Consider the following 26,423-nt stretch of genomic DNA (forward strand, 5'->3'; position numbering starts at 1 on the left):
AATCGCTTTTTTATTGTCACAAGTCGATGACAACGCACCGCCCAGCACTTGTTTCAAAGGAGATATCGTTAAGGCCATGATTGAGTGGATTCAGGAAAACCAGGCGCTATTTAACGCTGGCATGAGCATAGCCACTTTGCTTGTCTGGGTGGTTTACGCCCAGTTGCTGTATTTCGGATTTCGCCGCCAGCGCACGCCCAGGGTGATCATCAATCGGGGCAGGAAGCGGGATCTGGACGCCCTGTGCATCATCAGCAATATGAGCCAGGAGGCAATTTATGTGGAATACATTATTGCCACTCTGGAGACATCCCATGGCACGGTGATGATGGATGTCACGGACTTTGAACGCGATCCTACAGAGGAGCGCGAGAACGAAGAGGGCGACAAGCAGAGGGTATCAGTAACACCCGAGGACATCCGCGAGAATACCCGCCAGGGCCCGCTGCTATCAGGCGAGTTCATGCATATCGGGACCTTCAACGATGTGGTTCGGCGTTTGGCGCGGCGGGCTGATATTCCCATGCAGGGGTATCGCCCGGTAGGAAATATTCTGCTGGAGCGGCTTACCATCGAGCTTATAGCTCTGTATGGCCCGGAGCCCAAACCCGTCAGCGCCAAGCGAAGCTTCAAAATCGAAAGCAACGAGTCGGGAGGGACCCTGACGCCCACCTCCTGGCAAACCCATCAGGGTATTTCCTTTCTACATCGTCGTCGGCTGTGCAAGAAGGTCGACAAGATTAATGAAACCAACTTCTCGATGAGCTCTACCATTCGGCTCGATAAAGACTAGAGGCTCCGGTCATCGAGCGCTGGTTGTATCAGCGCCAACGAGTCGATCAATCGCTTGATTGATATCGTTTTGCCTGGTGAGCTGGTCAAACAGACCCCCTGTGGCCTCGCCGTGAATCAGGCCCAGCAATACGCCCAACACAGCACCGCGGTGCACGTTATCACCACCGACCTCTGTGTTGGCTTGCAGGGCCTTTAAAGGATCTAGCTGGTGTTTGAGAGCGAAGTACAACACCGCCGGCCATGCATCGCTTATATAGCAGGCGGGCGACAGCACCCGACCAACCACTTCCCTATCCGGTTTGTTGCCTTCTACCAGCTTGACCAGATCGCGGCGCGGCAGGCTTCGGGTTGCGTTGAGCAGTAAGTCTTCCACCGAAGTATCAGTATCGCGAAACAGCAATCCATCAATCAGGTTAACAAAAGCGTCGCACACCTCTGCCAGGGAGGCGTCCGGGTGTGTAAGCGCCAGGTGCTCGCGGCACAGTTTGCGAGTATCTGCCAGTGATGTACCACGCAAGCGCTCTCCAATGACCAGCGGCGCGATGGTGACCAGCCCGCCAACCGAGGGCGTGTCATGGGTGATAGCGGCGCACTTTTCCGGTGGCAACCCGCTGGCGAGTTTGGCAAAGAATCCGCGGTGATAGGACTCGGCATAGGTGTCCGGATGCGCTGGCTCGTCCGCTGTCAGCAGCTGTATGTAGGCCTGAAGAAAAGCATCTCGATCATAGTGCCCGTTTGCCGCGTGCATGACGTTCATCAGCGCAAGTGCGCAATGGGCGTTGAGCGTGTTGTCCCCGGCGCGCATGCCCTGGTGGTAGTGAATATTGGGGCGGTCCCAGTATTGGGCTTTGCCCTTGAGTATTACGTCGCCCACTACGTTGGCCTTGTTGCTACTGCTGGCGTTCTTGCGGCCACCGCCACTGGTCGAGTGTAATGACATGATGGAGGAGGGGTGGACCTCCGGCGCCGGATGGAAGTGTCTGATGCCCTCGGGAAAGGCCTTGTCAATATCACTGACTCGGTAGAACCAGTGTACCGGCATGGCCAGAGCGTCGCCGATAAACAGGTTCTGCAGCGCTGCGGTGGCTCTGGCGGTAACATGCTGTGCAGTCATACTGTGCCTCGGTCTGGTTGGGTAGGGGCGACAGCCCCGTATCAATTCAGAATAACGCAGCCTTTGGCCCATAATGGATCCCAGGTGTTTCAAGGAAAGTCTTCGGCAAGAGGGGGGGTGATGGCGCTCAGAATAGCGGTGGTGGGAGCAGTGCTGGCGGGCCTGCTGGGTGCCTGGTGGCTGCTGCAGATACTCGGCATGCCGGCCAGCCTGTCTCCGCAGGCACTGTCTGACTGGCTGACCAGTCAGGCCGGAGTCGGCCCACTCTTACTCATGCTGTTGATGATTATTGCCGTGATCGTCGGGCCTATTCCGACGCTACCGGTCAGCGCCACCGCGGGTCTGGCCTTTGGCGTAGTTGAAGGCACGGCTATCGCCGCCACAGGTGCGCTGATTGGCGCGATGGCGGCGTTCTGGATTGCACGTCTGCTCGGGCGGGAGGCGATCTGCCGCCGCTTCCCGAATAACCCCGTATTGAACCGCGACGGCTCACAGCGCTTTCTAACCCTCACCATTGTGGTTACCCGGCTGATACCGGTGTTCTCATTTGCGCTGATCAGTTACGCCGCAGGAGTAACATCGATTCACGCTTGGCGTTTTGCCGTCGCAACCTTGATCGGCATGCTGCCCATGACCGTGGTTTTTGCCGGATTGGGTCACAGCTTCAGCATGCATCCGGCCCTGACTGTATTGGCGGGCGCAGCAGTTCTCGCGGCCATGGTCTGGCTGCCCTGGATGGTTAGCCGTCATCCGAATTCCAAACTGGGCCGTTGGTTGGGGCTGTGTTGATGACGGCTATGCCTTTGCACAGATACTTGCTGCACGGGGTGTGGGCATGGAGCTGAGCGGTGCATTGCTCAAGGTGACAAGAGCGCTCGTCTATATCTGTGCTGGCGTCCTGCCTGCCACGCTGTTGGCCGGACTCAGTCTGGTTTTTCTGGTGAGCAGCTTGTGGTGGAGTGTTTTGCTTGTGCTGCTGGCCTGGCTTGGAACGGTCGGTTTGATAATGGCGACGATGTTTCCGCCGAATGGAGCCGAATCGCGTTTGAGGATGATTGTTGTCATTCTGCTGACGTTCGGCTTGGTAGCCATATCGCCGTTGGCGCTGATGGCAATTGATTTTCGCAATCTGGCGCTGAAGGCCATCTTCATCGGGCCGGCATTGGTGGCACTGCATTACTGCTGGCAGGTGTTCAGGCTTTCGAATGTGCGCGAGCGCTGGTTTTTATCCATGGTATCGCTGCTGTTGGTGATGGCTCCTTTGTTGTGGTACCTGCAGCGTCCCACGCCGCCTGAGGCAGTGGTATATGACACCGCCGAGGCACGCGAGGTGACGCTGATCGTGGAGAACAGTACGCAGGAGGGGCATCCGGTGATGGGGCTGGCCTCGCTGAGCAAGGTGCCCTATGCGCGAATTCACTATCAGGACAGGACCTACACACCCTTGGGCGCTGGCAGAGTGATTTCATTTCCCCGGGAGACGCACAGGTCGCAGTACGTGATCCGGGAGCTGGTGCAGCCCAATCCCGCGAGCTCGCGCTGGCCGGTCAGAGTGGTGTGGGCCCTGCATGACAAAAGCGGTCGACTCATGGCGCGGCGTGAGCTCTGGCAGCGGAGCACATCTTACTGGTCTGCAGATACACCCAGCGGCTGGCAGGGCCAGAACGCGGCGGACTTTTTCCGCAGGGTGCTCACGCCGCTCGGGCGTATGGCTGTTCCGGATGAGCTGTATCCGGAGGCGAGGTTGCGCGTGGAGCCGACGTCAATTATTCGCCCCGTCAGCCACGCGGATATGGCAAAACGGGTTGCAGGATGTGAGGCGGGAATAACTATGGGAGAAGGCGAAAAATTTGGCCATCTGCAGTCTGCCAGCCCCGACTGGCGTTTTTCGGCCCGTCTGCCTATCGATCAGGTGTTTTGTACAGGTGACAGCACCTACCTCATTTATGCCATGTCTGGCCGCCACATAGAGGTAGACCGGTTAACTCTCGAGGGCCGATTCATCGGACAGCAGAGGATCAATCTGCCCGACGACCTATCGGTCGGTACATCTCACTTCAAGTATGTCTCCCGTTTTGATGCGGGCCCGCTTGGAGTGAGCATGCAGGTCAATTTCATGGACGGACTGCCCAGCCCCGGGCAGCCGGAAGTGCCTGTAAGCGGACTCAGAATCAGTCTTGAAACGAACCGTTAGGCGCCAAAGGCCGAGGCTGTGCAGGTGAGGCGATTAAGGGTGGGCGCCTGCTCCTGAGCCGTTATATGATGCGCGCGCCAATTTCGGCGACCACGTCAGCATCAGACCATCATGCCCAGCAACGCCATTTATACCGACCTCTCGGGTTACTACGATCTGATGTGTGCGGATATCGACTACCTCGCGCAAAGCCAATGTATTCATCGATTGCAGCAGCTGCTGGGCAATGGCGGAAAGCGGCATCTGGATCTGGCCTGCGGGACGGGGCCGCATGTGCGGCATCTACTGGATGCGGGGTATCAGAGCAGTGGGCTCGACATCAACCAGCCCATGCTGGACCGGGCGCTGATTCGCTGTCCCGAGGCGCAGTTCTCTCTGCAGGATATGTGTCAGTTTGCGGTCGAGCAGCCGGTTGATCTGATTACCTGTTTTCTGTATTCCATACACTACAGCGCCGAAATCGAGCGGCTCAAGGCGTGCATTGCCAGTGTGCATGGCGCGTTGGTCAGCGGTGGGCTGTTCTGCTTCAACGCGGTCGACAAATACAGGATCGACAATGACTCCTATATGTCGCATTCGGTTCTGAATGGAGAGGGCCATTTCAACTTCAGTTCCGGGTGGCACTATTCGGGGGAGGGTGAGCAGCAGTCGCTGAAACTGCGTATTGAAAGAACGGCAGCCAATGTGACCCAGATCTGGCGGGATCAGCATCCCATGGTGGCTGTGACTTTCGATGAGCTGACTGCGCTGTTGCAGCCTTACTTCGAGGTGCACGTGCTCGAGCATGACTACGGGACAATCAAGCCCTGGGATGGAATGTCGGGGAATGCGCTGTTTGTTTGTGTGAAAAGATAGGCCCTGGGGCGCGATATTACTGCGCCCACTCAAGATTTTCTGTGTCTTTGCCGGTCATTCCTCAATAGCATTGGAAAATTGGCCAATAGCATCAACTACACGCTGCGCCTCGTCACGAATCTTCAGCATGACTGCACCTGCCTGGTTGGCCAGTTGGACACCCTGTTCTGACTTGGTTTTGCTTTCACCCATACCGCTCACTGCCTGCTGCGCCAGCTCCATGTTTTTCAGGACCACGTCGTTGATTTCGAGGGTGGCCTGGCTGGTTCGGGCTGCCAGGTTGCGTACTTCGTCTGCTACTACGGCAAATCCGCGGCCTTGTTCGCCGGCTCGTGCGGCTTCGATGGCGGCGTTAAGGGCCAAGAGGTTGGTCTGCTCGGCTATGCCACGAATCACCTGAACTATGCTGTTGATCCGTTCCGACTGGTTACCGAGGGCATTGATGTGCTCTGAAACCTGTTCCAACTCCGACGCAATTGATCGCACGACCTCAACTGTTGCCTGAACAGTTTCAGTACCCTCGCGGGCACTCTCGTCTGTTTCCGCAGCAATGTCGAACGCCAGCTTGGCTGCAGAAGACTCTGCATGTCGTCTTTCGACCTGGTTGGTGATGTCACTGGCAAACTTCACTACACCGTAGAGTTTGCCATTGGAGTCATACAGGGGGTTGTAGGTCGCGCGCAGCCAGATTGTCTGGCCGCTGCGGTTTATGCGTTTGAATCGATCTGAAAGGTACTCACCTTTGTTCAAGCGCTGCCAGGCTTGCTGGTATTGGTTGCTGGCAGCCGTTTCTGCATCGCAGAAGATCCGGTGGTGTTTGCCTTTTACATCTTCCAGCCGGTAGCCCATGCTTTGCAGAAAGTTGTCGTTGGCGCTGACGATATGGCCGTCCAGAGTGAATTCGATTACCGCCATTGAACGGTTGATGGCGTTGAGCAGGCTCTTATGTTCTTGCTCAGCCTTCATCGCCCGGGTGATGTCCGTTGCGAGTTTGATGACCTTGGTCACATTGCCTTGCTGGTCCATGACCGGGATATAGCTTGCCTCAAGCCAGATTGGACGTTCGCCCTTGGCCAACCGCATGAATCTGTCACTGAAACTGTCACCCTTGGCCAGTCGCTGCCAGAAACGCTGATATTCGTTGCTGCGCGCTAGTTCGGGGGTACAGAACACACTGTGTTGTTTGCCCAGGACTTCTTCGAGGTCATACCCGACAACTTTAAGAAATAGGGGGTTTGCGTTGAGGATTTCCCCCCTTGGAGAGAACTCGATCATTGCCATGGTATGAGCAATGGCGTCCAGGATCTGATTTTGAATGGCCAGTTGCTGTTTGCTTACTTGAAGTGCATCGCGAACACGTGATCCGAACATGGATACCTCAACGCAGTTGAATTTTCGTGCCTTTATCTATCGGCAGACTGCCCATTTTCTTGATTCGGAAAAGTGCTGAATAGGGCTCTAAATTAGGCTGTAGAGCGCGATACAGATTTTTCGGGCGCAAGTGATGGCACCGGCTCCATCGCGCGGTGCATCATCACCTCAGTCGAAAACGCAGACGATCAATCCCAGCTCAACGCGCCACCGGTCTGGTACTCGATGACCCGCGTTTCGAAGAAATTCTTCTCTTTCTTCAGGTCCATGATCTCGCTCATCCACGGGAAGGGGTTAACGGTGCCCGGGTACTCTTCCTTGAGACCGATCTGGGTCAGGCGGCGGTTGGCGATGAACTTGAGGTAGTCCTCCATCATCGCTGCGTTCATGCCGAGCACGCCGCGGGGCATGGTGTCCCGGGCGTATTCTATTTCCAGCTGGGTGCCCTGCAGAATCATCTGCGTGGCTTCGTCCTTCATGCTGGCATCCCACAGGTGCGGGTTCTCGATCTTGATCTGATTGATCACGTCGATGCCGAAGTTCAGGTGCATGGACTCGTCGCGCAGGATGTACTGGAACTGCTCGGCAACGCCGGTCATCTTGTTACGGCGACCCATGGACAGGATCTGGGTAAAGCCGCAGTAGAAGAACACACCTTCAAGCACGCAGTAGTAGGCGATCAGGTTACGCAGCAGTTCCTTGTCGGTCTCGACGGTGCCGGTGTTGAAGGTCGGGTCGGAGATCGAACGGGTGTACTTGAGGCCCCAGGCGGCCTTTTTCGCCACGCTTGGAATCTCGTGGTACATGTTGAAGATCTCGCCTTCATCCATGCCCAGGGACTCGATGCAGTACTGGTAGGCGTGGGTGTGGATTGCCTCTTCGAAGGCCTGGCGCAGGATGTACTGGCGGCACTCGGGATTGGTGATCAGGCGGTAGACGGCTAGCACCAGGTTGTTGGCGACCAGCGAATCGGCGGTGGAGAAGAAGCCCAGGTTGCGCTTGACGATACGGCGCTCGTCGTCGGTGAGGCCTTCAGGATTTTTCCACAGGGCGATGTCGGCGGTCATGTTGACCTCCTGCGGCATCCAGTGGTTTGAGCAGCCATCGAGGTACTTCTGCCAGGCCCAGTCGTACTTGAAGGGCACGAGCTGGTTGAGGTCGGCGCGGCAGTTGATCATGCGCTTGGTGTCGACGCTGACCCGGGCGGCCGAGCCTTCCAGTTCGTCGAGGCCTTCCTGCACATCGAGGGCATCCAGTGCCGCCTTGGCGCGGGCGATGGCGGCTGAGTCGTCATCGCTGACCTGGCGGGCGTCGGCGACGTTGGCTGGGGTGCTCTCCGCGGTTTCGACTGCGGGTTCGGCGTGGTCCGCTTTTGTCGAGGTGGAACTCGACATTCCCAGATGCGGGGCTGCGGAGGTTTCGGGTGTGTCTAGTTCGTCCCAGCTGAGCATGGTTGGCTCCTTTCAGTCGCAGCTGCAAGCTTCAAGCGGCAAGCTGCAAGTTGGTTAATTTGGGTGGCGCGAGCTCTCGCGCGGTCATCCTCGGTCTCTCCCCGTCATCCTCGCGAACGCGGGGATCCATTCGGGGGTGGCTGTAAGCGCTGTGCCTCATGCCGAACCCCGAAGGTCAAAATGGGTTCCCGCGTTCGCGGGAATGACGCCAGGGGTAGTGAGTGTTCCTGCTACCCGGGGGCGCAAACTCCGAGCTGCTTGTCGCTTGCAGCTTGCAGCTTGTCGCTTTTTATTGGCATGCCTCGCAATCAGGCTCGTCAATCGCGCAGGCTTTCGGCACGGGTGCGGGGCCTGCAGGGGCGGCTGATACGCCGTTGCCGCCCGACGATACGGCGTTGAGCTTGCCGGTTTCCACTGTCGATTTCTCGGTGCTGGTCGCAGCCAGGGCGCGGAGGTAGTAGGTGGTTTTCAGGCCGCGGTACCAGGCCATGCGGTAGGTCACGTCCAGTGCCTTGCCCGAGGCGCCGGCGATGTACAGGTTGAGGGATTGGGCCTGGTCGATCCACTTCTGGCGACGGCTGGCGGCTTCGACTATCCACTTGGTTTCCACTTCGAACGCGGTGGCGTACAGGGCTTTGAGGTCCGCCGGGATGCGTTCGATCTGCTGGACCGAGCCGTCGTAGAACTTCAGATCGTTGACCATGACCGGATCCCACAGGTTGCGGGCCTTGAGGTCGCGTACTAGGTAGGGATTGATCACGGTGAACTCGCCGGAGAGGTTCGATTTCACATACAAGTTCTGGTAGGTCGGTTCGATCGACTGGGATACGCCGGTGATGTTGGCGATGGTCGCGGTCGGTGCGATGGCCATGATGTTGGAGTTGCGGATGCCTTTTTTCGCGCGCTGGCGCAGGGGTTCCCAGTCCAGGGTCTGGCTGCGGTCGACTTCGATGTACTTGGCGCCACGCTGCTCGGTAAGGATGTCCAGCGAGTCCAGCGGCAGAATGCCCTGGTTCCACAGCGAGCCGTCGAAGCTGGAGTAGCTGCCGCGCTCTTCGGCCAGATCGCAGGAGGCCTGGATGGCGTAGTAGCTGACCGCTTCCATGGAGTTGTCGGCGAACTCGACCGCAGCGTCGGAGCCGTAGGCGATGTGCTGCAGGTAGAGCGCATCCTGAAAGCCCATGATGCCCAGGCCGACCGGGCGGTGCTTGAGGTTCGAATTGCGCGCCTGGGGCACCGAGTAGTAGTTGATGTCGATCACGTTATCCAGCATGCGCACGGCGGTCTTGACCGTAGCAGCGAGCTTGGCAGTGTCCAGTTTGCCGTCGACGATATGCTGCGGCAGGTTGATCGAGCCGAGGTTGCATACGGCGATCTCGTCGGCCGAGGTGTTGAGGGTAATCTCGGTGCACAGGTTGGAGCTGTGGACAACGCCAGCGTGCTGCTGCGGGCTGCGTAGGTTGCAGGCGTCCTTGAAGGTGAGCCACGGGTGGCCGGTTTCGAACAGCATGCTGAGCATCTTGCGCCACAGGTCGCGGGCCTTGATGGTTTTGTGCAGCTTGAGCTTGCCGTACTCGATCAGCGCTTCGTAGTACTCGTAACGCTCCTCGAAGGCCTTGCCGGTCAGATCGTGCAGGTCGGGCGTATCGGAGGGGGAGAACAGTGTCCACATGCCGTCGTCGAACACGCGCTTCATGAACAAATCCGGAATCCAGTTGGCGGTGTTCATGTCGTGGGTGCGGCGGCGGTCGTCACCGGTGTTCTTGCGCAGCTCGAGGAATTCCTCGATGTCCAGGTGCCAGGTTTCCAGGTAAGCGCAGACGGCGCCCTTGCGCTTGCCGCCCTGGTTCACGGCCACGGCTGTATCGTTCACCACCTTGAGGAAGGGCACAACGCCCTGGCTCTTGCCGTTGGTGCCCTTGATGTAGGCCCCCAACGCACGCACGGGCGTCCAGTCGTTGCCCAGACCGCCGGCGAATTTGCTCAGCATTGCGTTGTCGTGGATCGCGTGATAGATGCCGGACAACTCATCTGGCACGGTGGTCAGATAGCAGCTCGACAGCTGCGGACGCAGGGTGCCGGCGTTGAACAGCGTGGGCGTGGAGGCCATATAGTCGAAGGACGACAGCAGCTTGTAGAACTCCACCGCGCGGGCATTGCGATCGGCTTCTTCTATGGCCAGGCCCATGGCGACGCGCATGAAGAAAATCTGTGGCAGCTCGAAGCGCACGCCGTCACTATGGATGAAGTAACGGTCGTACAGAGTCTGCAGGCCGAGATAGGAGAACTGCTTGTCGCGGCTGTGATCCAGCGCCTTACCCAGTGCGTCCAGATCAAATTCCTTCAGGCGCGGATCCAGCAGCTCGTGCTCGACGCCAAAATCGATGTAGGCGGGCAGGGTGCGGGCATACAGTTCGGCCATATCGCCGTGGGTCGCGCTTTCAGCGACCTTGAGAAAGCTCAAAGCTTCGGCGCGCAGGTTGTCCAGCAGCAGCCGAGCGGTGACGTGGCTGTAATTCGGCTCGCGCTCGACCAGGGTGCGGGCGGTCATTACCAGGGCGGTGTTCACATCCTGTTGGGTGACACCGTCGTACAGGTTCTTAAGGGTTTCGCGTTCGATCAACTTGGCATCCACTTCGGCCAGGCCTTCGCAGGCCTCGTCGATGATGGTGTGCAGGCGGCCCAGATCCAGTGGCTGGCGGCTGCCGTCGGGCAGGGTGATGTTCAGCGTGGGGTGCGCTTCGACCGGCTGACGGGCCTGGCGCTGGCGCGAGTGCTCTTCACGGTAGAGTACATAGGCGCGGGCGACCTTCTGCTCGCCCGAGCGCATCAGGGCCAGTTCGACCTGATCCTGGATCTCTTCTATATGCAGCGTACCGCCGGAAGGCATACGACGTTTGAAGGTGGTGGTGATGGTTTCAGCCAGTTGATTCACAGTCTGGTGAATACGGCTGGAGGCGGCGGCCTGTCCGCCTTCGACAGCGAGAAACGCCTTGGTGATGGCGACTTTGATCTTGTCATCGGTATAGCTGACCAGCTTGCCGTTGCGCTTGATGACGCGCATCTGGCCGGGAGCAGTCATCTGCAGATCAGAATTATGGTCGCCCTGAGGATTGCGGCCCTGTTGCGATTCGGTGATTGGGGTAACTGGCGGCATGTTGGGCTGCATGGTGATCTCCTTGGCGAAGCCGTTAATACAATATGTAGTGTTTTGACGTTCTGGGTCAGTAGAGCAGTGCCGTATTCGATCGGCTTGCTCAATACTCATCCCATATGTAGTGCGCTTTGTTAATCTTGGCACAAGATAGAGTGGAATATGCCGTCGTGCAAGCTTGAAATTGAAGACGGCTGTGATGGCTATTCGCCAATAATTTCGCCTTGGCTCAGGAAAAACGGGCTTTTCACTGTGAATTTTGGCTGATTTTCAGCTGAAAAAAATATGTATCGACACTACATGTAGTGTTTTCTGTATTAGCCCGAATATGTGCTCCCTTACCTGATAGGTCTTTTGCCGGGGGGTTGTTACAATCGCTGCTCCGCAATGAGACAGGCAGGTTGGCAGGCGAATGGCAGTCGATAACGAACGCATCCTCATAGTCGAAGACGATCTCAAATTGGCCGAGCTGATTCAGGCATTCCTGCGCTCGCAGGGTCTGGAGATTGATCTGCTAACCGATGGTGCCAGCGCGGTGGAGCACATTCTGGCCAGCAATCCCGACCTGGTGGTACTGGATCTGATGTTGCCGGGCGAGGATGGTCTGTCGATCTGCAAGCGCCTGCGGGGGGCCGGTTATGCGCGGCCGGTGTTGATGCTGACCGCGCGCAGTGATGACGAGGATCATATTCGCGGGCTGGAGCTTGGAGCTGATGATTACGTCAATAAGCCGGTTAGACCACAGGTCTTGCTTGCCCGTATCCGAGCGTTGTTACGCCGCAGCCATGATTCAGAGCCGGCCAGCGATGCGCCGGTCACTCGGCTGACCTTCGGCCCTCTGGTCATCGACAACGCCCGGCGCGAGGCCTGGCTGCGTAACGAACTGATCGATCTGACCGGTGCGGAACTGGATCTTTTATGGTTGCTGGCCAGTAATGCTGGTCGCACGCTAAGCCGTGAGGAAATATTCAACGCCCTGCGCGGAATCGAATATGACGGTCAGGATCGCTCCATTGATGTGCGCATATCGCGTATACGCCCCAAGATCGGCGATGACCCCGAGCTACCGCGCATCATCAAGACGGTGCGTAGCAAGGGCTACCTGTTTGTTGCCGTGCAACCCTGATACGGACGCCCCGTGAACTCCATCTTTCTGCGCATATACGGCGGCATGCTACTGATTCTTGTTGTGGTGTCACTCCTGGCACTGCTGGGAATCCGCCAGGTGAACGAGTTCCGCGCCGAAACTTACCGGGAGGACATAGCCACCGGCACCTTTCGCCTGATGGCTGACAATCTTGCGCCCATGGAAGGTGCCGAGCGGCTGAGGGCGCTGGCCGCCTGGACGCGCCTGATAGGTGTGCCGCTGCAGTTAAGTACCATCGATCAACTGAAGCTGGACTCGCGTCAGATCGCACATCTGGCCCGTGGCCGGGTGTTGGTCAAGCCTTCGGCGCAAAGTCAGGTGAGGGTGTTCAGCCGGGTCGATGAGCATACGGTGTTGACTACCGAAATTCAGCGCATCACCGAGCAACTAGGCAGGGCAACCTTGTTTCTGCTGGTTGACGAGCTGGTGCGGCACCCGGAATCGGACATGCCTGAACGATTACAGCGTCTGCGTAGGGACAAGGATTTTGGCTACACGCTGATGCTTACGCGAATGCGCGAAGCGGACCTGGATGCAGACCAGCGTCGCCGTCTGGAAGAGTTTGATACCGTCATGACGCTGGGTCCCGATGGCGATTCGGTTTTGCTGTATATGAAGGTGACCGATACCGACTGGGTGCTGCGTCTCGGCCCGCTATTCCAGATGGAAGACTATCCCAGGGAGCTGTTGTTGATCACCGGCTTGCTGGTACTGACGCTCAGCGGTTTGTTGATCTACTTGCTGGTACGGCAACTCGAGCGCCGTCTGATCACCCTGGAAGCTGCGGCAATGCTGCTCAGTCATGGCAACCTGGACGCTCGGGTTGACGCCGTGGGGCAGGACTCGGTGGGCCGTGTTGCCCGGGCCTTCAACGATATGGCGAGCCACCTGCAACGCTTGATGAAGATTCAGCAGGAGATGATCGGCGCGGTGTCCCACGAGTTACGCACGCCTATCGCACGGCTGCGCTTTGGTCTGGAAATGGTGGAAACCTCGAAGGCGGAAAAGGATATTGCCCATTACGTGCACGGCATGGATGCAGACCTCAGTGAGCTGGACATGCTGGTTGACGAGATTCTCACCTACGCACGCCTGGAGCAGGGTGCTCCTGCACTAGGTATGGTGCTCCTCGATGTGCCTGCTTTGATTGACCGTGTAGTGCAGGAATTGGCACCTTTGAATCAGGCAATCACCATGGAGGTTGAGGACAACAGTTACGGGAGAGCCATTGCGGTCGAGGCTGAGCAGCGCTATCTGACCCGGGCTATCAGTAACCTGATTACCAACGCCATGCGTCATGCCAGCAGCCGCGTGCGGGTATCCTGCCAGGTGGTCTATGGGCGCTGTGTGGTAAGCATCGAGGATGATGGCCCAGGCATTGATGAACCGCTACGGGAAAAGGTATTCACACCCTTTCTGCGCCTGGACGATAGCCGTACCCGCGCTTCGGGCGGCTATGGTCTGGGCCTTTCTATTGTACGCCGGGTAATGTTCTGGCATGGCGGTACGGCCCGTGCCGGCAGCTCCACCGCCCTCGGTGGCGCGGATTTCATTATTGAGTGGCCCCTGCGGCGCGGCTAGCGCTGCATCAGGTGGCCGGTCTACCGGCTGTGCCCGTTCACCAGTAGGCGGAAGGCGGTGCTGGCGGGCTCTGGATCGGGTGTTCGGCCACAGATCAAATCACAATAGATTGCCCCTTCACCGATGCGAATAATGAAGTAGGCCAGGCTCTCGGCATCCATTTCCGGATTGATGTTGCCCGCCTGGATCTGCTCTTCAAACAGCTTGCGCCAGGTCTCGATCAGCCGGCTTTGCAGGCCGGAGATATTTGAGGTCAATAACTGCAGGCCCCACTGTGGCTCGGCCCGCAAAAAGTCATGCATCGCCTTGCCGTTGATCAGCGCGATGTTTATATCGGTATAAATCTGCGCAAGAAAATCGATGCCCTTGAGCTTCGGGTTGGCCTCAGCTCGCTCGATGGCTTCGTCGTAAAGGTTCTTGTACTGGGACCAGAGAATCTCGCCCATCAGCAGGTCCTTGTTGCCGACCCAGCGCATCAGCGTCGCACGACCAACCCCCAGCTCCTCTGCCAGCAACGACAGATTCAGCCGACGACCCTCCAGCCACCAGCGTCGGGCCATGCGGAAGGCGCTCATCGGGGTGGCGCGTTCGTCGGATTTGCGCTGTGACAATGCCAGCGACAGGGGGGTAGGTTGGCTGCTCATGGTTTCGAATCCAGAAAATGTATGGCGTGTCATATAGTAGCAACATCGATACCAAGATTAGAAGTGTCCCGGCCATGAATCAGCGCATTTTTCGTCTGTGCAAGCGATTCTTTATCGACTTCAGATGTATGTACGACTGAATCTGCAAATAGATTCAAGCCAGGTGTTAAAGAGACTGTTAGCTTGATCGTCCTAGGTTGGAACAAATACAAAAATAATATGCCCGGTCAGGCCGGGTCAGGAGATCACAATGCGAATAAACAGACTTTCGGCATCTATCCGAGTAGCGGTGCTGCTCTCCGCCGGCGCCGTGCTGGCAGGATGCTTGCCCGGTGGAGGCGGCGGAGCCTCCAGTTCGATTCCGTCCACGGAACCCTGCTCCTCGATTGCCGGTGCTGTGCAGGTAAATGATATGTGCGTGCAAACCACCGTCGTCGCCAGTCCGGCCAAGGCGGCGCAGACACCCGGCACCGCCGGCGTGACCGTAACCAACACCAAACTGGTTACCCATCTGGGCGCCGATGCCGATCTGAACCAGGCGCGCTATACCCGCTACGCGCTGGCCACCCAGGCTGATCTGCAGCCCGATGCCATCCTGGTCGCTGTGCCTGGCACCCTGGGTGGCGCGCACAATTATTTTCGCCTGGCGGAAAATTTGATGGCCAAGGCGCAGGCGGCTGGGTCGGTGGTGGAGGTCTGGGCCTTCGAACGTCGTTCTGTTTTGCTGCAGGACACCGTGGGTCTGAATATTGCGGAGGATGAGAAGGACGCGGGTATTGCGGTGAATTTCCTTTTTGGCGACGAATTGGATCTGCCGCTGAGTCCTGAGCTCGACCGCCGTGCGGTGTTTTACGATCAGATTGATGTTCCCTTCATGGCCAACTGGACACCCCAGGTGTTTTCCCGTGACATTGACGTGGTTGTGGAGCTGGCGCGAGATGCCGCACGCAACGGTAACGTCTTTCTGGGCGGGCATTCAGCTGGAACCGGTTTCGTCGCGCGTTATGCTGCAACCGATTTCAACCTGAGCGGTACGGGAGCGCCGCAGCCAGGCTATGCCAAAGTTCGTGGCTTGGTGCTGTTTGAGGGGCAGGGCGGCTCGTTGCGTGCAGCGGCGCCGACCGCTGCGGAATTGGATGCCGTCGAAGCCGCCGCAGACGGGGGCCTGTATACCGCCGCCCGGACCGGCGCAGTCAGCTCCTATATCAATGCACCCGGGTTGGGGCCCCAGCAGTTGGTCTCCAGCGAGGTGCTGGGCATGCAGATGGCATTCGAAGGCACCATTAATGGGGAGCAGGCAGTTCTTCAACAGGCTTTCGGAGCAGATCGTAATGGTGCGACCAACAGTGTTTATCAGCAGGTGGCAGGCTATAACGACCGCCCCTTTCCGGTAACTGCCGGCGCAGCCCTTGCGACTTTTCAGGACGATGACAATCAGCCTACACCACAGTTTTTCCATCTTTCAATGGGTGCCCTGGGCTCTATGAATGCTGACGGTCTGGTCGAGTGGCTGGATAACGACCAGACGTTGCCGGCTTCGGCTTATACCGACAATGGCCCGGCGCCGATTACGCTGCTGACGCCGCAATTGTTTTGGGGAGTGGAGGCTGAGCCCGTCAATATGGCGCGTTTGGTACCATCCTTGTTCGTAGGCGAGACTAATTACAGCGACTGGTACTACCCGACCACGGGCCTTCTGATTGGCAACAATGCGACAGTCGGGGGCGCAAACCTGGGCCTGGACACCAGTGCCTTGTCTCTACCGGTAGCGGAGGGTGGCCGCGGGCGCTCGGATATCGTCAACCAGACCCAAGCGCAGCAGATCGATGTGCCGGTCATCGGGTTTGGCGGTACCAATGGTCTGACCCCGGTACCCGGTATCTGGCGTAGCTTTGCCAATGCAATCGCACCCTGTGCCTCTCTGAGTTGCGACGGTACGGCGAGAATGCTGTCCGGTGCCAATGACCTAAGCGCCTTCCCCACCTTTGGTGGAGCGGAGGGCGGTTTTGAAGTGCATATGAGCGAAGGTTATTCGCACAACGATGTGCTGGCGGCTGATGACGATGACACCAACAATGTGATCGACCCGCTGCTCGCATTCATGGAGCGTAACGCGCAGTAAAGACTTGCATCAGTAACAAATCAGGCCATCTCCCGGTTGCACGGGAGGTGGCCTTTCTGGTTATGGCAGAAGCATCAACCGCGTCCAATGAAAGGCATTTTTGTGGCCATGATGGTCATGAACTGGATATTGCTTTCCAGGGGCAGGCTGGCCATCTGGACCACGGCCTGGGCTACGTGATCTACGTCCATTACCGGTTCAACGGCTATTTCGCCATTGGCCTGGGGGACGCCGCGCTGCATCGGCACAGCCATATCGGTCGCAGCGTTACCGATGTCAATCTGCCCACAGGCAATGTTGTAGCGCCGGCCATCCAGTGATGTGGATTTTGTCAGGCCGGTCATCGCGTGTTTGGTCGAGGTGTAGGGCGCAGAGTTGGGTCGGGGTGCATGTGCCGATATCGAGCCGTTATTGATGATGCGGCCACCCATGGGTTGCTGGCTTTTCATTATCTTGAACGCCTGCTGCGTGCAGAGAAAAGCGCCGGTCAGATTGGTTTCGACTGTGGCCTGCCAGTGATCGAAGCTGACGTCTTCAAGCGGGACCGGCGGGGCGCCGGTGCCAGCATTGTTGAACAAGAGGTCCAGCCGACCGAAATGTTCGTGAGTTGCTGCAAACAAGGCTTCCACCGATTCCGGCTTGCGCACATCCGTCACTACGGCAAGGGCATGGCTTTCCAGGCCATCAGCTGCTTGAAGCGTGATTTTTAGCTGCTCTTCACGGCGGCCGGCGAGTACCACATGATATCCAGCCTTGAGAAGAGCGAGAGCGGCAGCGCGGCCTATGCCGCTGCCTGCACCGGTCACCAGTGCAACGGGGGTAATATCTGACATGATTTTTCCTGGCGGTTAGCGATGCTGCAGCATAGCGCAGATGCAAAAAAGCCGGTTACCCCAAGGTAACCGGCTTTTATTTGCTGATCAGATGCAGTTGATCAGTTGATGCCCTTGCGCTCTACATCCCATCCACGGTCAGTACACAGACCGCAACGGCTGCCGTAGAAAGTGCTCTCGGCGCTACCATCGTTCATCAGGTGATACCGGAACCAGGCAGTGGAGGGGCCGCGGTAATCACCACCATTACCTACAGGCTCGAAGTGGCTGGCGCTGGTGCGCTCGCCCCAGAAGACCGGTACGTTAGCGTTGCGGAATACCGGTGATGCGTTCAGGCCAGGGGATGCGATGGAGTCGCGGCCACCGGTCATCAGAAACATCGGCCCGTTCTGGCGGCTCTGCGAACTTGAACGGTGTCCCAGTCCAATGGTGTAGGGCTGGAATGGCGCTGTGACGGTTACACGACCATCACGGCCAGCCATGATCGAGCCACCACCACCCTGCGAATGGCCTGTGGTAGCCACTTTGTTCACGTTCAGGTTGCCTGCATAGGTACCAAAGCTACGGCCGTTTTCCTGTACGAGGTAGTCCAGACAATCAATCATGTCCTCGCCAGAGCCGGCATTGGAAGTGCGGGCCGCGGCAACCACGAACCCGTGACTTGCCCAATGGTTGAGCAGGCTGCCGTAGGTACCCGGTGAGCTGCCCGTACCGTTGCCCCAGATGATGATCGGGTGGCGGCGGCCTTCGGCGCCCAGGGTGCGGGGACGATAGACGGTGCAACGAGGACCTTCGTTACCGCTGGTAGTGGCAAAGGGGCCGGAGCGGCTGAAATCAGAAACGGAAGGAAAGTCAGATCCACCGCCGGAAGGGGGCGGAGTGGGTGTTGGGTCAGGCGTGGGGGTGTAAGCCATGACGCTGGTCGACATCAAGAGGGCAGCGGCAAGGCCGGTCAATTTCAAGTTTGCCATTTTCATAGTGATCTCTCTTCGGTTTGTTGTTGTTCAAGACACTGAGCCTCTGGCATCCAACCGACTGTCAGGCTCTTAGCGAGGTTGAATATAGGCCCGGTACCCCCGGATAACACTCGCCTATTCGGGTGAAAATTGAGACAGATAAAAATAATGTGTCTAATTAATGCGTTTTACAGATCAATGACAGTTGGGCAAAAAAAGGCCAGCCCATGGGGCTGGCCTCCGGTTCCTGCCTAACGCTGGGCTATCAGTTGATACCCTTGCGGCGAACTTCCCAGTTGCGGTCGCCACACAGACGGCAGTTGCTGCCGTAGAACGTGCTTTGGGCGCTGTTGTCACCCATCAGGTGGAAACGGAACCAGGCAGTCGATGGGCCACGGAACCCGCCCGCATTGCCAACTGGCTCGAAGTGGCTGGCACCGCGCAGTTCACCCCAGAACACCGGGACGTTGGCATTGTTGAACACTGGCAAGGCGTTGAGGCGAGGTGATGCGATGGTATCGCTGCTGCCGGTCATCAGGAACATGGGCCCATTTTGCTGGCTCTGCGAGCTGGAGCGATGACCCAGGCCGATGGTGTAGGGTTGGAAGGGTGCAGTGACTGTAACGCGACCATCACGACCAGCCATGATTGAGCCACCACCACCCTGGGAGTGACCTGCGGTAGCAACGCGGTTGACGTTCAGCTTACCCGCGTAAGTGCCGCTGCTGCGGCCGTTTTCCTGCACCAGGTAATCCAGGCAGTCGATCATCTCATCACCGGACCCTGCATTGGAGGTGCGCGCTGCAGCGACGACAAAACCATGGCTTGCCCAGTGGGTGAGCAGGGCGCTGTAGGTGCTCGGCGAGCTGCCTGTGCCGTTGCCCCAAAGGATGATCGGGTGGCGACGACCTGACTCGCCCAGGGTGCGTGGCCGGAAAATGGTGCAGCTTGGACCAGCGTTGCCGCTGGTGGTTGAGAAGGAGCCCGAACGGCTGAAGTCGGATACTGAAGGAAAGGCAGTGCCAGTACCCGGATCGGGGGTGGGTGTTGGCGTAGGGGTGGGCGTAGGGTTGCTGGCCAGGGCGTTGACAGAGAGCAGCATGCCAAGGGCGAGACCGGTCAGTTTGAAAGCAAAGGATGCGTTCATGGAGTTACCTGTGGAGTTCGATTGTTGTTGGTTTTATTGACAGAGCCCAATGACTGAATGCCCAAAACAGCGCTCTGACGCAATCGAATGTATGCCTCGCCAGTGAGATTGAAACTCGCCCAATCGGGTGAAAGAGTCATTTTTTACAATTGCGTCATGAAAAACGGGACCCGAAGGTCCCGTTTAGTGGGTCACTAGCCGCTTGGCGGCGTACTTCAGGGGGTGGAGTACGCTGCAGACTGGCCAAAGAAGCCTTGCAGGGTGGCTTGCTCGAATCCATTGATACCGGCGGCCGTCATGGCTGCTGTCCAGGCAGTATTGACGCCTTCAAGGGTCAGCCCTTCGTTGGACATGCTGATATCGGTTTCGGTGTTGGTTGCGTCGAAGACGATGACCTTGTCTGCCCCTGGTGTGCTTGACCAGGGCTGCCAGGCCAGCTCGTCCTTACTGAACTCACCATTGGGATTGCCGCCCCGGGCGAAGTCCGCCAGGTAATCCATCATGGCGTTTTGCAGGGCCATGCGACCAGGCGCGTTCTGTTCGGTGAAGGGCAGATTGAACAGACCCTCGCCGGCGCCATGGAAGAAGGATATTTCCGCAGCATGGCCGGCACCGTAGATGAAATTGAACGGTGATGGCCCTGATTGGGTGCCCCAGCGGAAATCATAGGCATAGGTCTTGGGCTGGTGCTTGGTTATCAATCGCGCCAGTTCATCCACATATTTGGCGCGCCATGCACGGCCACCGTGATAACCGGTAATTTCATAGGTGTCCTTGTCCTTCTGGGTGGGCAGTACCTCATCGAGGGTCTGGTTGCCGGTGAAGGCCACATCCAGCAGGTCCAGCCAGGTCTTGCCGGCCGCGGAGGGAATATTGCCGCCGAACTGGGATGCTTTAAGTGCGCCGCCGTAGAGCGGCATGAAGGACTTCTGCTCGTATTCGTTGGCACCGAGCACAACGGGAACCTTGTTGAAATTGCCACTGGTGAAGGCCGGTATCCAGCCTCCCGCGGGAATCACAGCACCATCCTCGATAGCGCCATAAGAGCCCAACTGACTGTAATTGAATACCGCCTGATAGAGGTCTCGGCCTTCAGCTGCCCGCAGGTAGTTATTCAGTGTGCCAGCAGCCTCCATATCCAGGCGCATTTGTGTGGCCTGGGCGGGGCTGATGGGCGAATTGGGTGTCTTGCGGTCTTCCTGCAGGCGAATCAACCATTCGATATGGCTGTTGGCAGATGTGCGCGCACTGTTGGTGCTGCGGGTGGTCATCGCGCCGCTTTGTGAAACGGCCTGATGGAACAATCCGCTATCGGCCTGGGGCGATACCATCAGATTAAGTACGTTGTGCGCGCCTGCAGATTCGCCAGTGATAGTGACGTTGCCGGGATCACCGCCAAACTCGGCGATGTTTTCCTGAATCCACTTCAAAGCCTGAACCGTGTCCATGGTCCCGAAATTACCTGAATCGGAGATGGGGTCGGCGCCACCGGTCTGGACGTCCGGATGGAAAAACCAGCCCAGCGGCCCTAGACGGTACTGCAACACGACCATTACCACGTCAGAGTTTTCGACGAGGTTGCGACCGTCGTATTGTTTGGCAGTACCAAAGTTGTTCGAACCACCATGGATCCAGACGTAAACCGGCAATTTCTCGTTCTGGTAGTCAGCGCGGTTAGGGCGATAGACATCGACAATCAGACAGTCTTCACTGCCGACCATATTGGATGTGCGCTGCCATTGGGTGGTGGTCTCTGCCTGCACGCATTCGGCGTGCCGTTCGGTTGCGTCCCTAACCCCTGTCCAGTTCTCCATTGGCTGAGGTGCACGCCAGCGCAGGTCGCCGACTGGGGGCTGGGCGTAGGGTAGGCCGTGCCACACCAGTACATCGTCTTCGACGATGCCCTGCACCACGCCGTTGGCCAGGCTCAACTGGCCGGCCGGCATGATATTGCTGCTGGCGCCACCGCCGCCGCCCAGACAGCCGGATAACGTCAGGGATCCGACAACGGCAAGAGCGAGGGTAGACATAGAGGGGCGGGACAAAACAGCGGTGGGAATATTGGTCGTTCGGGTGCGGGAACGCATGGAATCTCTCCTGATTCATTATTGTTGTTAGTAGGGCTTCTTGCGGCCCAATAGTCCGGTCATCCGCCGGACTGAGTCAGGATAGCGGCAAAAAGCTTCTCAGGACGAGACATAAGCAGTGAATATATCGTTCATGGCCTTTTACTTATTTTCGCACTCACGCCCTCCAGCGTGGCGAAGGAGATGTCCTTGGCGGTCAGGAGAAAGTCCTGCAGATAGGACATTTCCAGCATATCTTCTCTCACTGCAGCGTAGAGGGTACCAAACAGCCCTTCCTGCCCCAGGGGTCTGGCGCTGACATAACCACGCTGTAGGTATTCGGCCATTGCCCAGTTTGGCAGGCAACAGACGCCGCGCCCCGATGCGACCAGCTGCATCATCATCACTGTGAGTTCCGCGTTGCGAATTGCGACAGGCTCGACGCCTGCGGGGTCGAGAAACTGAGTGAAGATATCCAGCCTGTCGCGATCCACGGGGTAGCAGATCAGCGTCTCCTCACGCAAATCTGTCGCTTCGACATGGCTGCGGCTGATCAATGGGTGCTGGTTGCTGATTGCCAGCATGGCTTCGTAGGCGAACAGGGGCACGTAGCTGATGCCGGGGATGTCCTTTGGATCGGAAGTGACTACCAGATCCAGTTCTCCCCGAGCCAGGGCTGGCAGGGGAGCAAAGAAGAATCCAGAAGCGAAATCCACTTCTACTTCCGGCCATGCATTACGAAACTGATCAATCGTGGGCATCAGCCACTGAAAGCAGCTATGGCACTCAATCGCCATGTGCAGCCGGCCGGCCTGACCTCCGGCGAGCCGTTGCAGGTCGCGCTCGGCCTGACGAAGTTGCGGCAGAAGATTATCTGCCAGCCGCAGCAGGCGCAAACCCGCACTGGTGAAACGCACAGGTTTGCTCTTGCGCGCAAACAGCGGCAAGCCCAGGCGGTCTTCGAGATCCTTGATCTGGTGCGAAAGCGCGGACTGGGTCAGGTGCAGGCGCTCGGCGGCTTCTACAAGACTTTCGGCTTCACGCAGCGTTGCCAGCGTGCGCAGATGGCGGATTTCGAGCATGGAAGGACTCTCAAACATGAGTGAAATCGAAGTTTAGCATTAACAGGATGAGTTTGATTCAGCTCCCGTCAACGCAGACCATAGTCGCCACACATGAACAGGATGGAGAGCGTTATGGCATTGGCACACAATCTCGGGTTCCCCCGTATCGGACGAGACCGGGAACTGAAAAAGGCACTGGAAGCATTCTGGGCTGGCGACTTAGAGCAGGAAGAGCTGTTGCAAGCCGGCCGCCAATTGCGCGCGCGGCACTGGCAACTGCAGGGTGAAGCCGGTCTGAGCCTGGTGCCGGTGGGCGATTTCGCCTGGTACGATCAGGTGCTTACTCACAGTCTGATGGTGGGTGCTGTACCCGAGCGCTTTGCCACTGATGTCGAGCCGGATCTGGATACCCTGTTTCATATGGCCCGCGGCGTCAGCCGCACTGGCAAACAGACCTTCGCCTGCGAGATGACCAAGTGGTTTGATACCAATTACCACTATCTGGTCCCCGAATTCACTCGTGGCCAGAAGTTCAGCCTGCAGTGGACCCAATTGTTCGAGGAAGTCGACGAAGCGATCGCGCTCGGTCATCTGGTCAAGCCCGTGGTGCTGGGTCCGCTGAGTTATCTATGGTTGGGTAAGACCAAGGGTGAAGTGTTCGACAAGCTGGAACTGCTCGACACATTGCTGCCGGTGTATGTCGAGATCTTCAACCGCCTGGCGGAGCAGGGGGTCGAGTGGGTACAGATAGACGAGCCGGCGCTGGTACTGGATCTGCCGGCCGACTGGAAGGCTGCCTATGAGAGCGTCTATAACCGACTGCAGTACGCACCACTGAAAAAACTGTTGACCAGCTATTTCGGTGGCCTGGAAGACAATCTGGGATTGGCTTGTAGCTTGCCGGTGGACGGTCTGCACGTGGATCTGGTGCGCGCGCCGGAGCAACTTCCCTACGTGCTCGATCGTTTGCCTACCTACAAAGTGCTCTCAGTGGGCGTGGTGAATGGACGCAACATCTGGCGCTGTGATCTGAACGCAACGCTGGATATCCTCCGTCAGGTTCAGGAACGCTGGGGCGATCGGCTCTGGGTGGCGCCGAGTTGCTCTCTGCTGCACAGCCCGGTGGACCTGCAACGCGAGGACCGTCTGGACGATGAGTTACGTAGTTGGTTGGCGTTTGCCACGCAAAAAGTGGGCGAGGTCGCGCTCCTGGCGCGAGCACTGGTCAGCCCGGAGGATGACGATATTCGCCTTGCGCTGGCAGAATCCACTGTAGTTCAGCGAGCCCGGCAGTCATCAAGACGTATTCATGATCCCGCGGTTGGCGAGCGATTGACCCGAGTGAGGACCCAGCATAGTCAGAGAGCCACTCCCTACGTGACCCGGGCTACGCTGCAACAGCAGCTGTTGGCCTTGCCCGCCTGGCCAACCACAACTATCGGATCCTTTCCGCAGACAAGCGAGATTCGCGCCAGCCGCCAGGCGTACAAGCAGGGCCGCATCGACAGGAAGGATTACACCGCCGATATGCGCGCAGAGATCGCCCACGTCATTCATGCGCAGGAAGCCTTGGGTCTGGATGTGCTGGTGCATGGCGAGGCGGAGCGCAACGACATGGTCGAGTATTTTGGTGAGCAACTGGCCGGATACGCCTTTTCCCGATTTGGTTGGGTTCAGAGTTACGGCTCGCGCTGCGTAAAGCCACCGATAATCTATGGTGATATCAGCCGACCGGCCCCTATGACTGTGGAGTGGGCGCGTTACGCCCAGAGCCTGACCGATAAGCCGGTCAAGGGTATGTTGACCGGGCCGGTAACCATGTTGATGTGGTCGTTTCCACGCGAAGACGTCAGCCGTGAGCTGAGTGCTCGGCAACTGGCGCTGGCGATTCGTGATGAAGTAGCGGATCTGGAACGGGCGGGCATCTCGATCATCCAGATCGATGAGCCGGCGTTTCGTGAGGGTTTGCCGCTGCGTGGGGCCGATCAGGCCAGATATCTGCAATGGGCAGCGAAGGTTTTTCGGCTTAGTGCCAGCGGGGTGGCGGATACCACGCAGATTCATACCCACATGTGCTATAGCGAGTTCAATGGCATTCTTGACTCCATTGCCGACATGGACGCCGACGTGATCACCATCGAGACGTCGCGTTCGGACATGGAGCTGCTTGAAGCCTTTTCCGGATACGCCTATCCCAATGCGATCGGGCCTGGCGTCTACGACATCCATTCCCCGCGCATTCCCGAGGTGGCTGAAGTGGTCAGACTGCTCCGCAAGGCCGCGCGGGTGATTCCGGTAGAGCGCTTGTGGGTAAATCCCGATTGCGGACTCAAGACCCGTGCCTGGCCCGAAACGCAGGCCGCTTTGGCAGCGATGGTCGAAGCTGCTCGACAGTTGCGTGAGGGCGATTCGAAGAATCTAGCCGACGTCCGGTCGCAAACAGTGGCCAAGCAACTGGCGCAGTCTGCCGGGTAGCCTGTAAAGTGGCGACCGGTCATTTTGCTGGAGCCTTACATGCGCGAGTTGTTGTTGCACTGCCGCCCCGGATTCGAGGGCGAAACGGCTGCTGAGATGCAGGAGCTATCGGGTGCCAAGGGGATAGCCGGCTACGCGGTTACCAAGGACAACTCCGCGCTGGTGCGCTTCGTATGTCCGCAGGAGGGCGATGCCGAGCGGCTGATGACCAAACTGCGTTTTCGCGACCTGATCTTCGCCCGCCAGTGGGCTCTGGGTGAGTGGTTGGATGTGCCGGTGGAAGACCGTATTTCACCGATCATTACCGCCTGCTCGAAGGGGCCGATTGCATCTTGTGTCTGGCTGGAAACCGCCGACACCAACGATGGCAAGGCGATGGCGGCACTGACCAAGAAGCTGTCACGGCCGCTGGAAACAGCGCTGACCAAGACCCGCTTCGTGCGGCCGGCGAAAACCGATGCGCCGCGTCTGCACCTGTGTTTTGAAAGCGGTCAGCGGGTGTTTGTTGGCTGGTCCTGGGCCAGCAATGCCGCGCCCTGGCCCATGGGCATCCCGCGTTTGAAGGTACCCCGCGACGCACCGAGCCGGTCCACCCTCAAGCTTGAGGAAGCCTGGCATCACTTTGTTCCCCGCGATGAGTGGGATAGCCGCATGGCGCCGGGTATGACCGCAGTCGATCTGGGTGCTGCACCCGGTGGCTGGACCTGGCAGCTGGTCAATCGACACATGAACGTGATTGCGGTCGACAACGGCCCCATGGCGCCGAGTCTTATGGACAGTGGTCAGGTTGAACATATTCAGGCTGATGGCTATATGTTCAAACCCAAGAGAACGGTGCACTGGATGGTCTGTGACATCGTCGACAAGCCCGCTCGATCCAGCGCCCTGCTGGGTCGCTGGATAGGCCGGGGCTGGTGCCGGGAAGCGATCATCAACTTCAAGCTGCCGATGAAACAGCGCTACCAGGAAGTCATGCAGTGCATGGAGCACGTGCAAGCGGACCTGGACGCGGCGGGGATCAAAGCGTCGGTTGCCTGTAAGCAGCTGTATAGCGATCGTGAAGAAGTGACCTGCCACGTGCGTGTGTTGCACGCGGGCAGTTTCAAGATTCAGGCGCTTGGCTGAGTCTTACAGGGGTTCCAGCAAGGTTACCCGTTCTTCCTTCTCCAGCATGGGCGCGAAGGCGCTGATGCTGTCGAAGCGGGCCTGGGAGTTTTCCCAGCGTTCCCATGAATGACGATTTTGCCAGGTAACCATGACAATGCGATGGTTGGGACGCTCCAGATCACGAAATGACTCGCCGGAAATGAACCCCGGAGACTGGATCGCCTGTTGGATAACCTTGCGGGCGGCTTGTTCGTAGGGCTGTTCGAGACCTTCGGCAATTACGCGTTCGATCAGTACTTTGATCATCAAATATTCCTTGATACGAGTGTCAATGGCGTCTTGGTTGG

Annotated in this window: 20 protein-coding genes; 9 read left to right on the plus strand and 11 right to left on the minus strand. The window is 58.1% G+C overall.

Annotation, left to right across the window (positions count from 1 at the left end; genetic code table 11):
* Positions 1-76 precede the first annotated feature (76 nt).
* Entirely contained in the window at positions 77-793 is a 717-nt protein-coding gene (locus IEV54_RS03235; protein WP_150277262.1) for a hypothetical protein, read from the plus strand.
* A gap of 9 nt (positions 794-802) precedes the next feature.
* Here the strand turns inward: IEV54_RS03235 and IEV54_RS03240 are convergent, their stop codons facing one another.
* On the minus strand, positions 803-1,909 hold the full coding sequence (locus IEV54_RS03240; protein WP_150277261.1) for an ADP-ribosylglycohydrolase family protein: 1,107 nt from the start codon (positions 1,907-1,909) through the stop codon (positions 803-805).
* Positions 1,910-2,029: 120 nt separating this feature from the next.
* Here IEV54_RS03240 and IEV54_RS03245 point away from each other — a divergent pair, with 120 nt between their 5' ends.
* The 3 genes from IEV54_RS03245 (at position 2,030) to IEV54_RS03255 (ending at position 4,958) form a co-directional block, all read left to right on the plus strand.
* Positions 2,030-2,698, plus strand: a complete 669-nt coding sequence (locus IEV54_RS03245) for a TVP38/TMEM64 family protein (RefSeq protein WP_150277260.1) — start codon at positions 2,030-2,032, stop codon at positions 2,696-2,698.
* A gap of 181 nt (positions 2,699-2,879) precedes the next feature.
* On the plus strand, positions 2,880-4,103 hold the full coding sequence (locus IEV54_RS03250) for a hypothetical protein (protein WP_150277259.1): 1,224 nt from the start codon (positions 2,880-2,882) through the stop codon (positions 4,101-4,103).
* A 111-nt stretch (positions 4,104-4,214) separates the two neighbouring features.
* Positions 4,215-4,958, plus strand: coding sequence for a class I SAM-dependent DNA methyltransferase (locus tag IEV54_RS03255; RefSeq protein WP_150277258.1), 744 nt, complete (start codon positions 4,215-4,217; stop codon positions 4,956-4,958).
* A gap of 54 nt (positions 4,959-5,012) precedes the next feature.
* Here IEV54_RS03255 and IEV54_RS03260 read toward each other — a convergent pair whose 3' ends face one another.
* From IEV54_RS03260 to IEV54_RS03270, 3 genes are all read right to left on the minus strand, one after another.
* The gene (locus tag IEV54_RS03260; RefSeq protein ID WP_150277257.1) at positions 5,013-6,329 is read right to left on the minus strand and encodes a methyl-accepting chemotaxis protein; all 1,317 of its coding nucleotides are present in this window, start codon (positions 6,327-6,329) and stop codon (positions 5,013-5,015) included.
* A 188-nt stretch (positions 6,330-6,517) separates the two neighbouring features.
* Complete coding sequence (locus IEV54_RS03265) at positions 6,518-7,780, minus strand: ribonucleotide-diphosphate reductase subunit beta (RefSeq protein ID WP_150277256.1); 1,263 nt, start codon at positions 7,778-7,780, stop codon at positions 6,518-6,520.
* 289 nt (positions 7,781-8,069) lie between these two features.
* A complete protein-coding gene (locus tag IEV54_RS03270; RefSeq protein WP_150277488.1) occupies positions 8,070-10,937 on the minus strand; it encodes a ribonucleoside-diphosphate reductase subunit alpha in 2,868 nt (955 codons plus the stop codon).
* A gap of 409 nt (positions 10,938-11,346) precedes the next feature.
* On the opposite strand from IEV54_RS03270, the gene IEV54_RS03275 reads away from it, so the two are divergent.
* Together IEV54_RS03275 and IEV54_RS03280 are read left to right on the plus strand one after the other, a co-directional pair.
* The gene (locus IEV54_RS03275) at positions 11,347-12,060 is read left to right on the plus strand and encodes a response regulator (RefSeq protein ID WP_150277255.1); all 714 of its coding nucleotides are present in this window, start codon (positions 11,347-11,349) and stop codon (positions 12,058-12,060) included.
* 12 nt (positions 12,061-12,072) lie between these two features.
* Entirely contained in the window at positions 12,073-13,662 is a 1,590-nt protein-coding gene (locus IEV54_RS03280; RefSeq protein ID WP_150277254.1) for an ATP-binding protein, read from the plus strand.
* Between the two features lie 20 nt (positions 13,663-13,682).
* Here IEV54_RS03280 and IEV54_RS03285 read toward each other — a convergent pair whose 3' ends face one another.
* Complete coding sequence (locus IEV54_RS03285) at positions 13,683-14,306, minus strand: QsdR family transcriptional regulator (RefSeq protein ID WP_150277253.1); 624 nt, start codon at positions 14,304-14,306, stop codon at positions 13,683-13,685.
* Between the two features lie 250 nt (positions 14,307-14,556).
* Here IEV54_RS03285 and IEV54_RS03290 point away from each other — a divergent pair, with 250 nt between their 5' ends.
* Positions 14,557-16,428, plus strand: a complete 1,872-nt coding sequence (locus IEV54_RS03290) for a hypothetical protein (protein WP_150277252.1) — start codon at positions 14,557-14,559, stop codon at positions 16,426-16,428.
* A 74-nt stretch (positions 16,429-16,502) separates the two neighbouring features.
* On the opposite strand, the gene IEV54_RS03295 is transcribed toward IEV54_RS03290, so the two are convergent.
* From IEV54_RS03295 to IEV54_RS03315, 5 genes are all read right to left on the minus strand, one after another.
* Positions 16,503-17,261: an SDR family oxidoreductase gene (locus IEV54_RS03295; RefSeq protein WP_150277251.1), complete on the minus strand. Its 759-nt coding sequence runs from the start codon at positions 17,259-17,261 to the stop codon at positions 16,503-16,505.
* Between the two features lie 101 nt (positions 17,262-17,362).
* Positions 17,363-18,232, minus strand: coding sequence for a poly(ethylene terephthalate) hydrolase family protein (locus IEV54_RS03300; protein ID WP_373286418.1), 870 nt, complete (start codon positions 18,230-18,232; stop codon positions 17,363-17,365).
* 250 nt (positions 18,233-18,482) lie between these two features.
* Positions 18,483-19,364: an alpha/beta hydrolase family protein gene (locus IEV54_RS03305; protein ID WP_223825416.1), complete on the minus strand. Its 882-nt coding sequence runs from the start codon at positions 19,362-19,364 to the stop codon at positions 18,483-18,485.
* A gap of 215 nt (positions 19,365-19,579) precedes the next feature.
* On the minus strand, positions 19,580-21,451 hold the full coding sequence (locus IEV54_RS03310) for a carboxylesterase/lipase family protein (RefSeq protein WP_150277249.1): 1,872 nt from the start codon (positions 21,449-21,451) through the stop codon (positions 19,580-19,582).
* Between the two features lie 131 nt (positions 21,452-21,582).
* Positions 21,583-22,512: a LysR family transcriptional regulator gene (locus IEV54_RS03315; RefSeq protein ID WP_150277248.1), complete on the minus strand. Its 930-nt coding sequence runs from the start codon at positions 22,510-22,512 to the stop codon at positions 21,583-21,585.
* A gap of 114 nt (positions 22,513-22,626) precedes the next feature.
* Here IEV54_RS03315 and metE point away from each other — a divergent pair, with 114 nt between their 5' ends.
* Both metE and rlmM read left to right on the plus strand, forming a co-directional pair.
* Positions 22,627-24,969 (plus strand): 5-methyltetrahydropteroyltriglutamate--homocysteine S-methyltransferase, encoded by a 2,343-nt coding sequence (gene metE / locus IEV54_RS03320; protein WP_150277247.1) that lies wholly within the window; start codon positions 22,627-22,629, stop codon positions 24,967-24,969.
* 39 nt (positions 24,970-25,008) lie between these two features.
* Positions 25,009-26,094 carry a 23S rRNA (cytidine(2498)-2'-O)-methyltransferase RlmM gene (gene rlmM / locus IEV54_RS03325; protein WP_150277246.1) on the plus strand — a complete coding sequence of 362 codons (1,086 nt, stop codon included), beginning with the start codon at positions 25,009-25,011 and terminating at the stop codon, positions 26,092-26,094.
* A 3-nt stretch (positions 26,095-26,097) separates the two neighbouring features.
* Here the strand turns inward: rlmM and IEV54_RS03330 are convergent, their stop codons facing one another.
* A complete protein-coding gene (locus tag IEV54_RS03330; RefSeq protein WP_150277245.1) occupies positions 26,098-26,382 on the minus strand; it encodes an antibiotic biosynthesis monooxygenase family protein in 285 nt (94 codons plus the stop codon).
* Positions 26,383-26,423: the final 41 nt, after the last annotated feature.

Source organism: Halopseudomonas salina (genome assembly GCF_014637955.1).
Classification (GTDB): domain Bacteria; phylum Pseudomonadota; class Gammaproteobacteria; order Pseudomonadales; family Pseudomonadaceae; genus Halopseudomonas; species Halopseudomonas salina.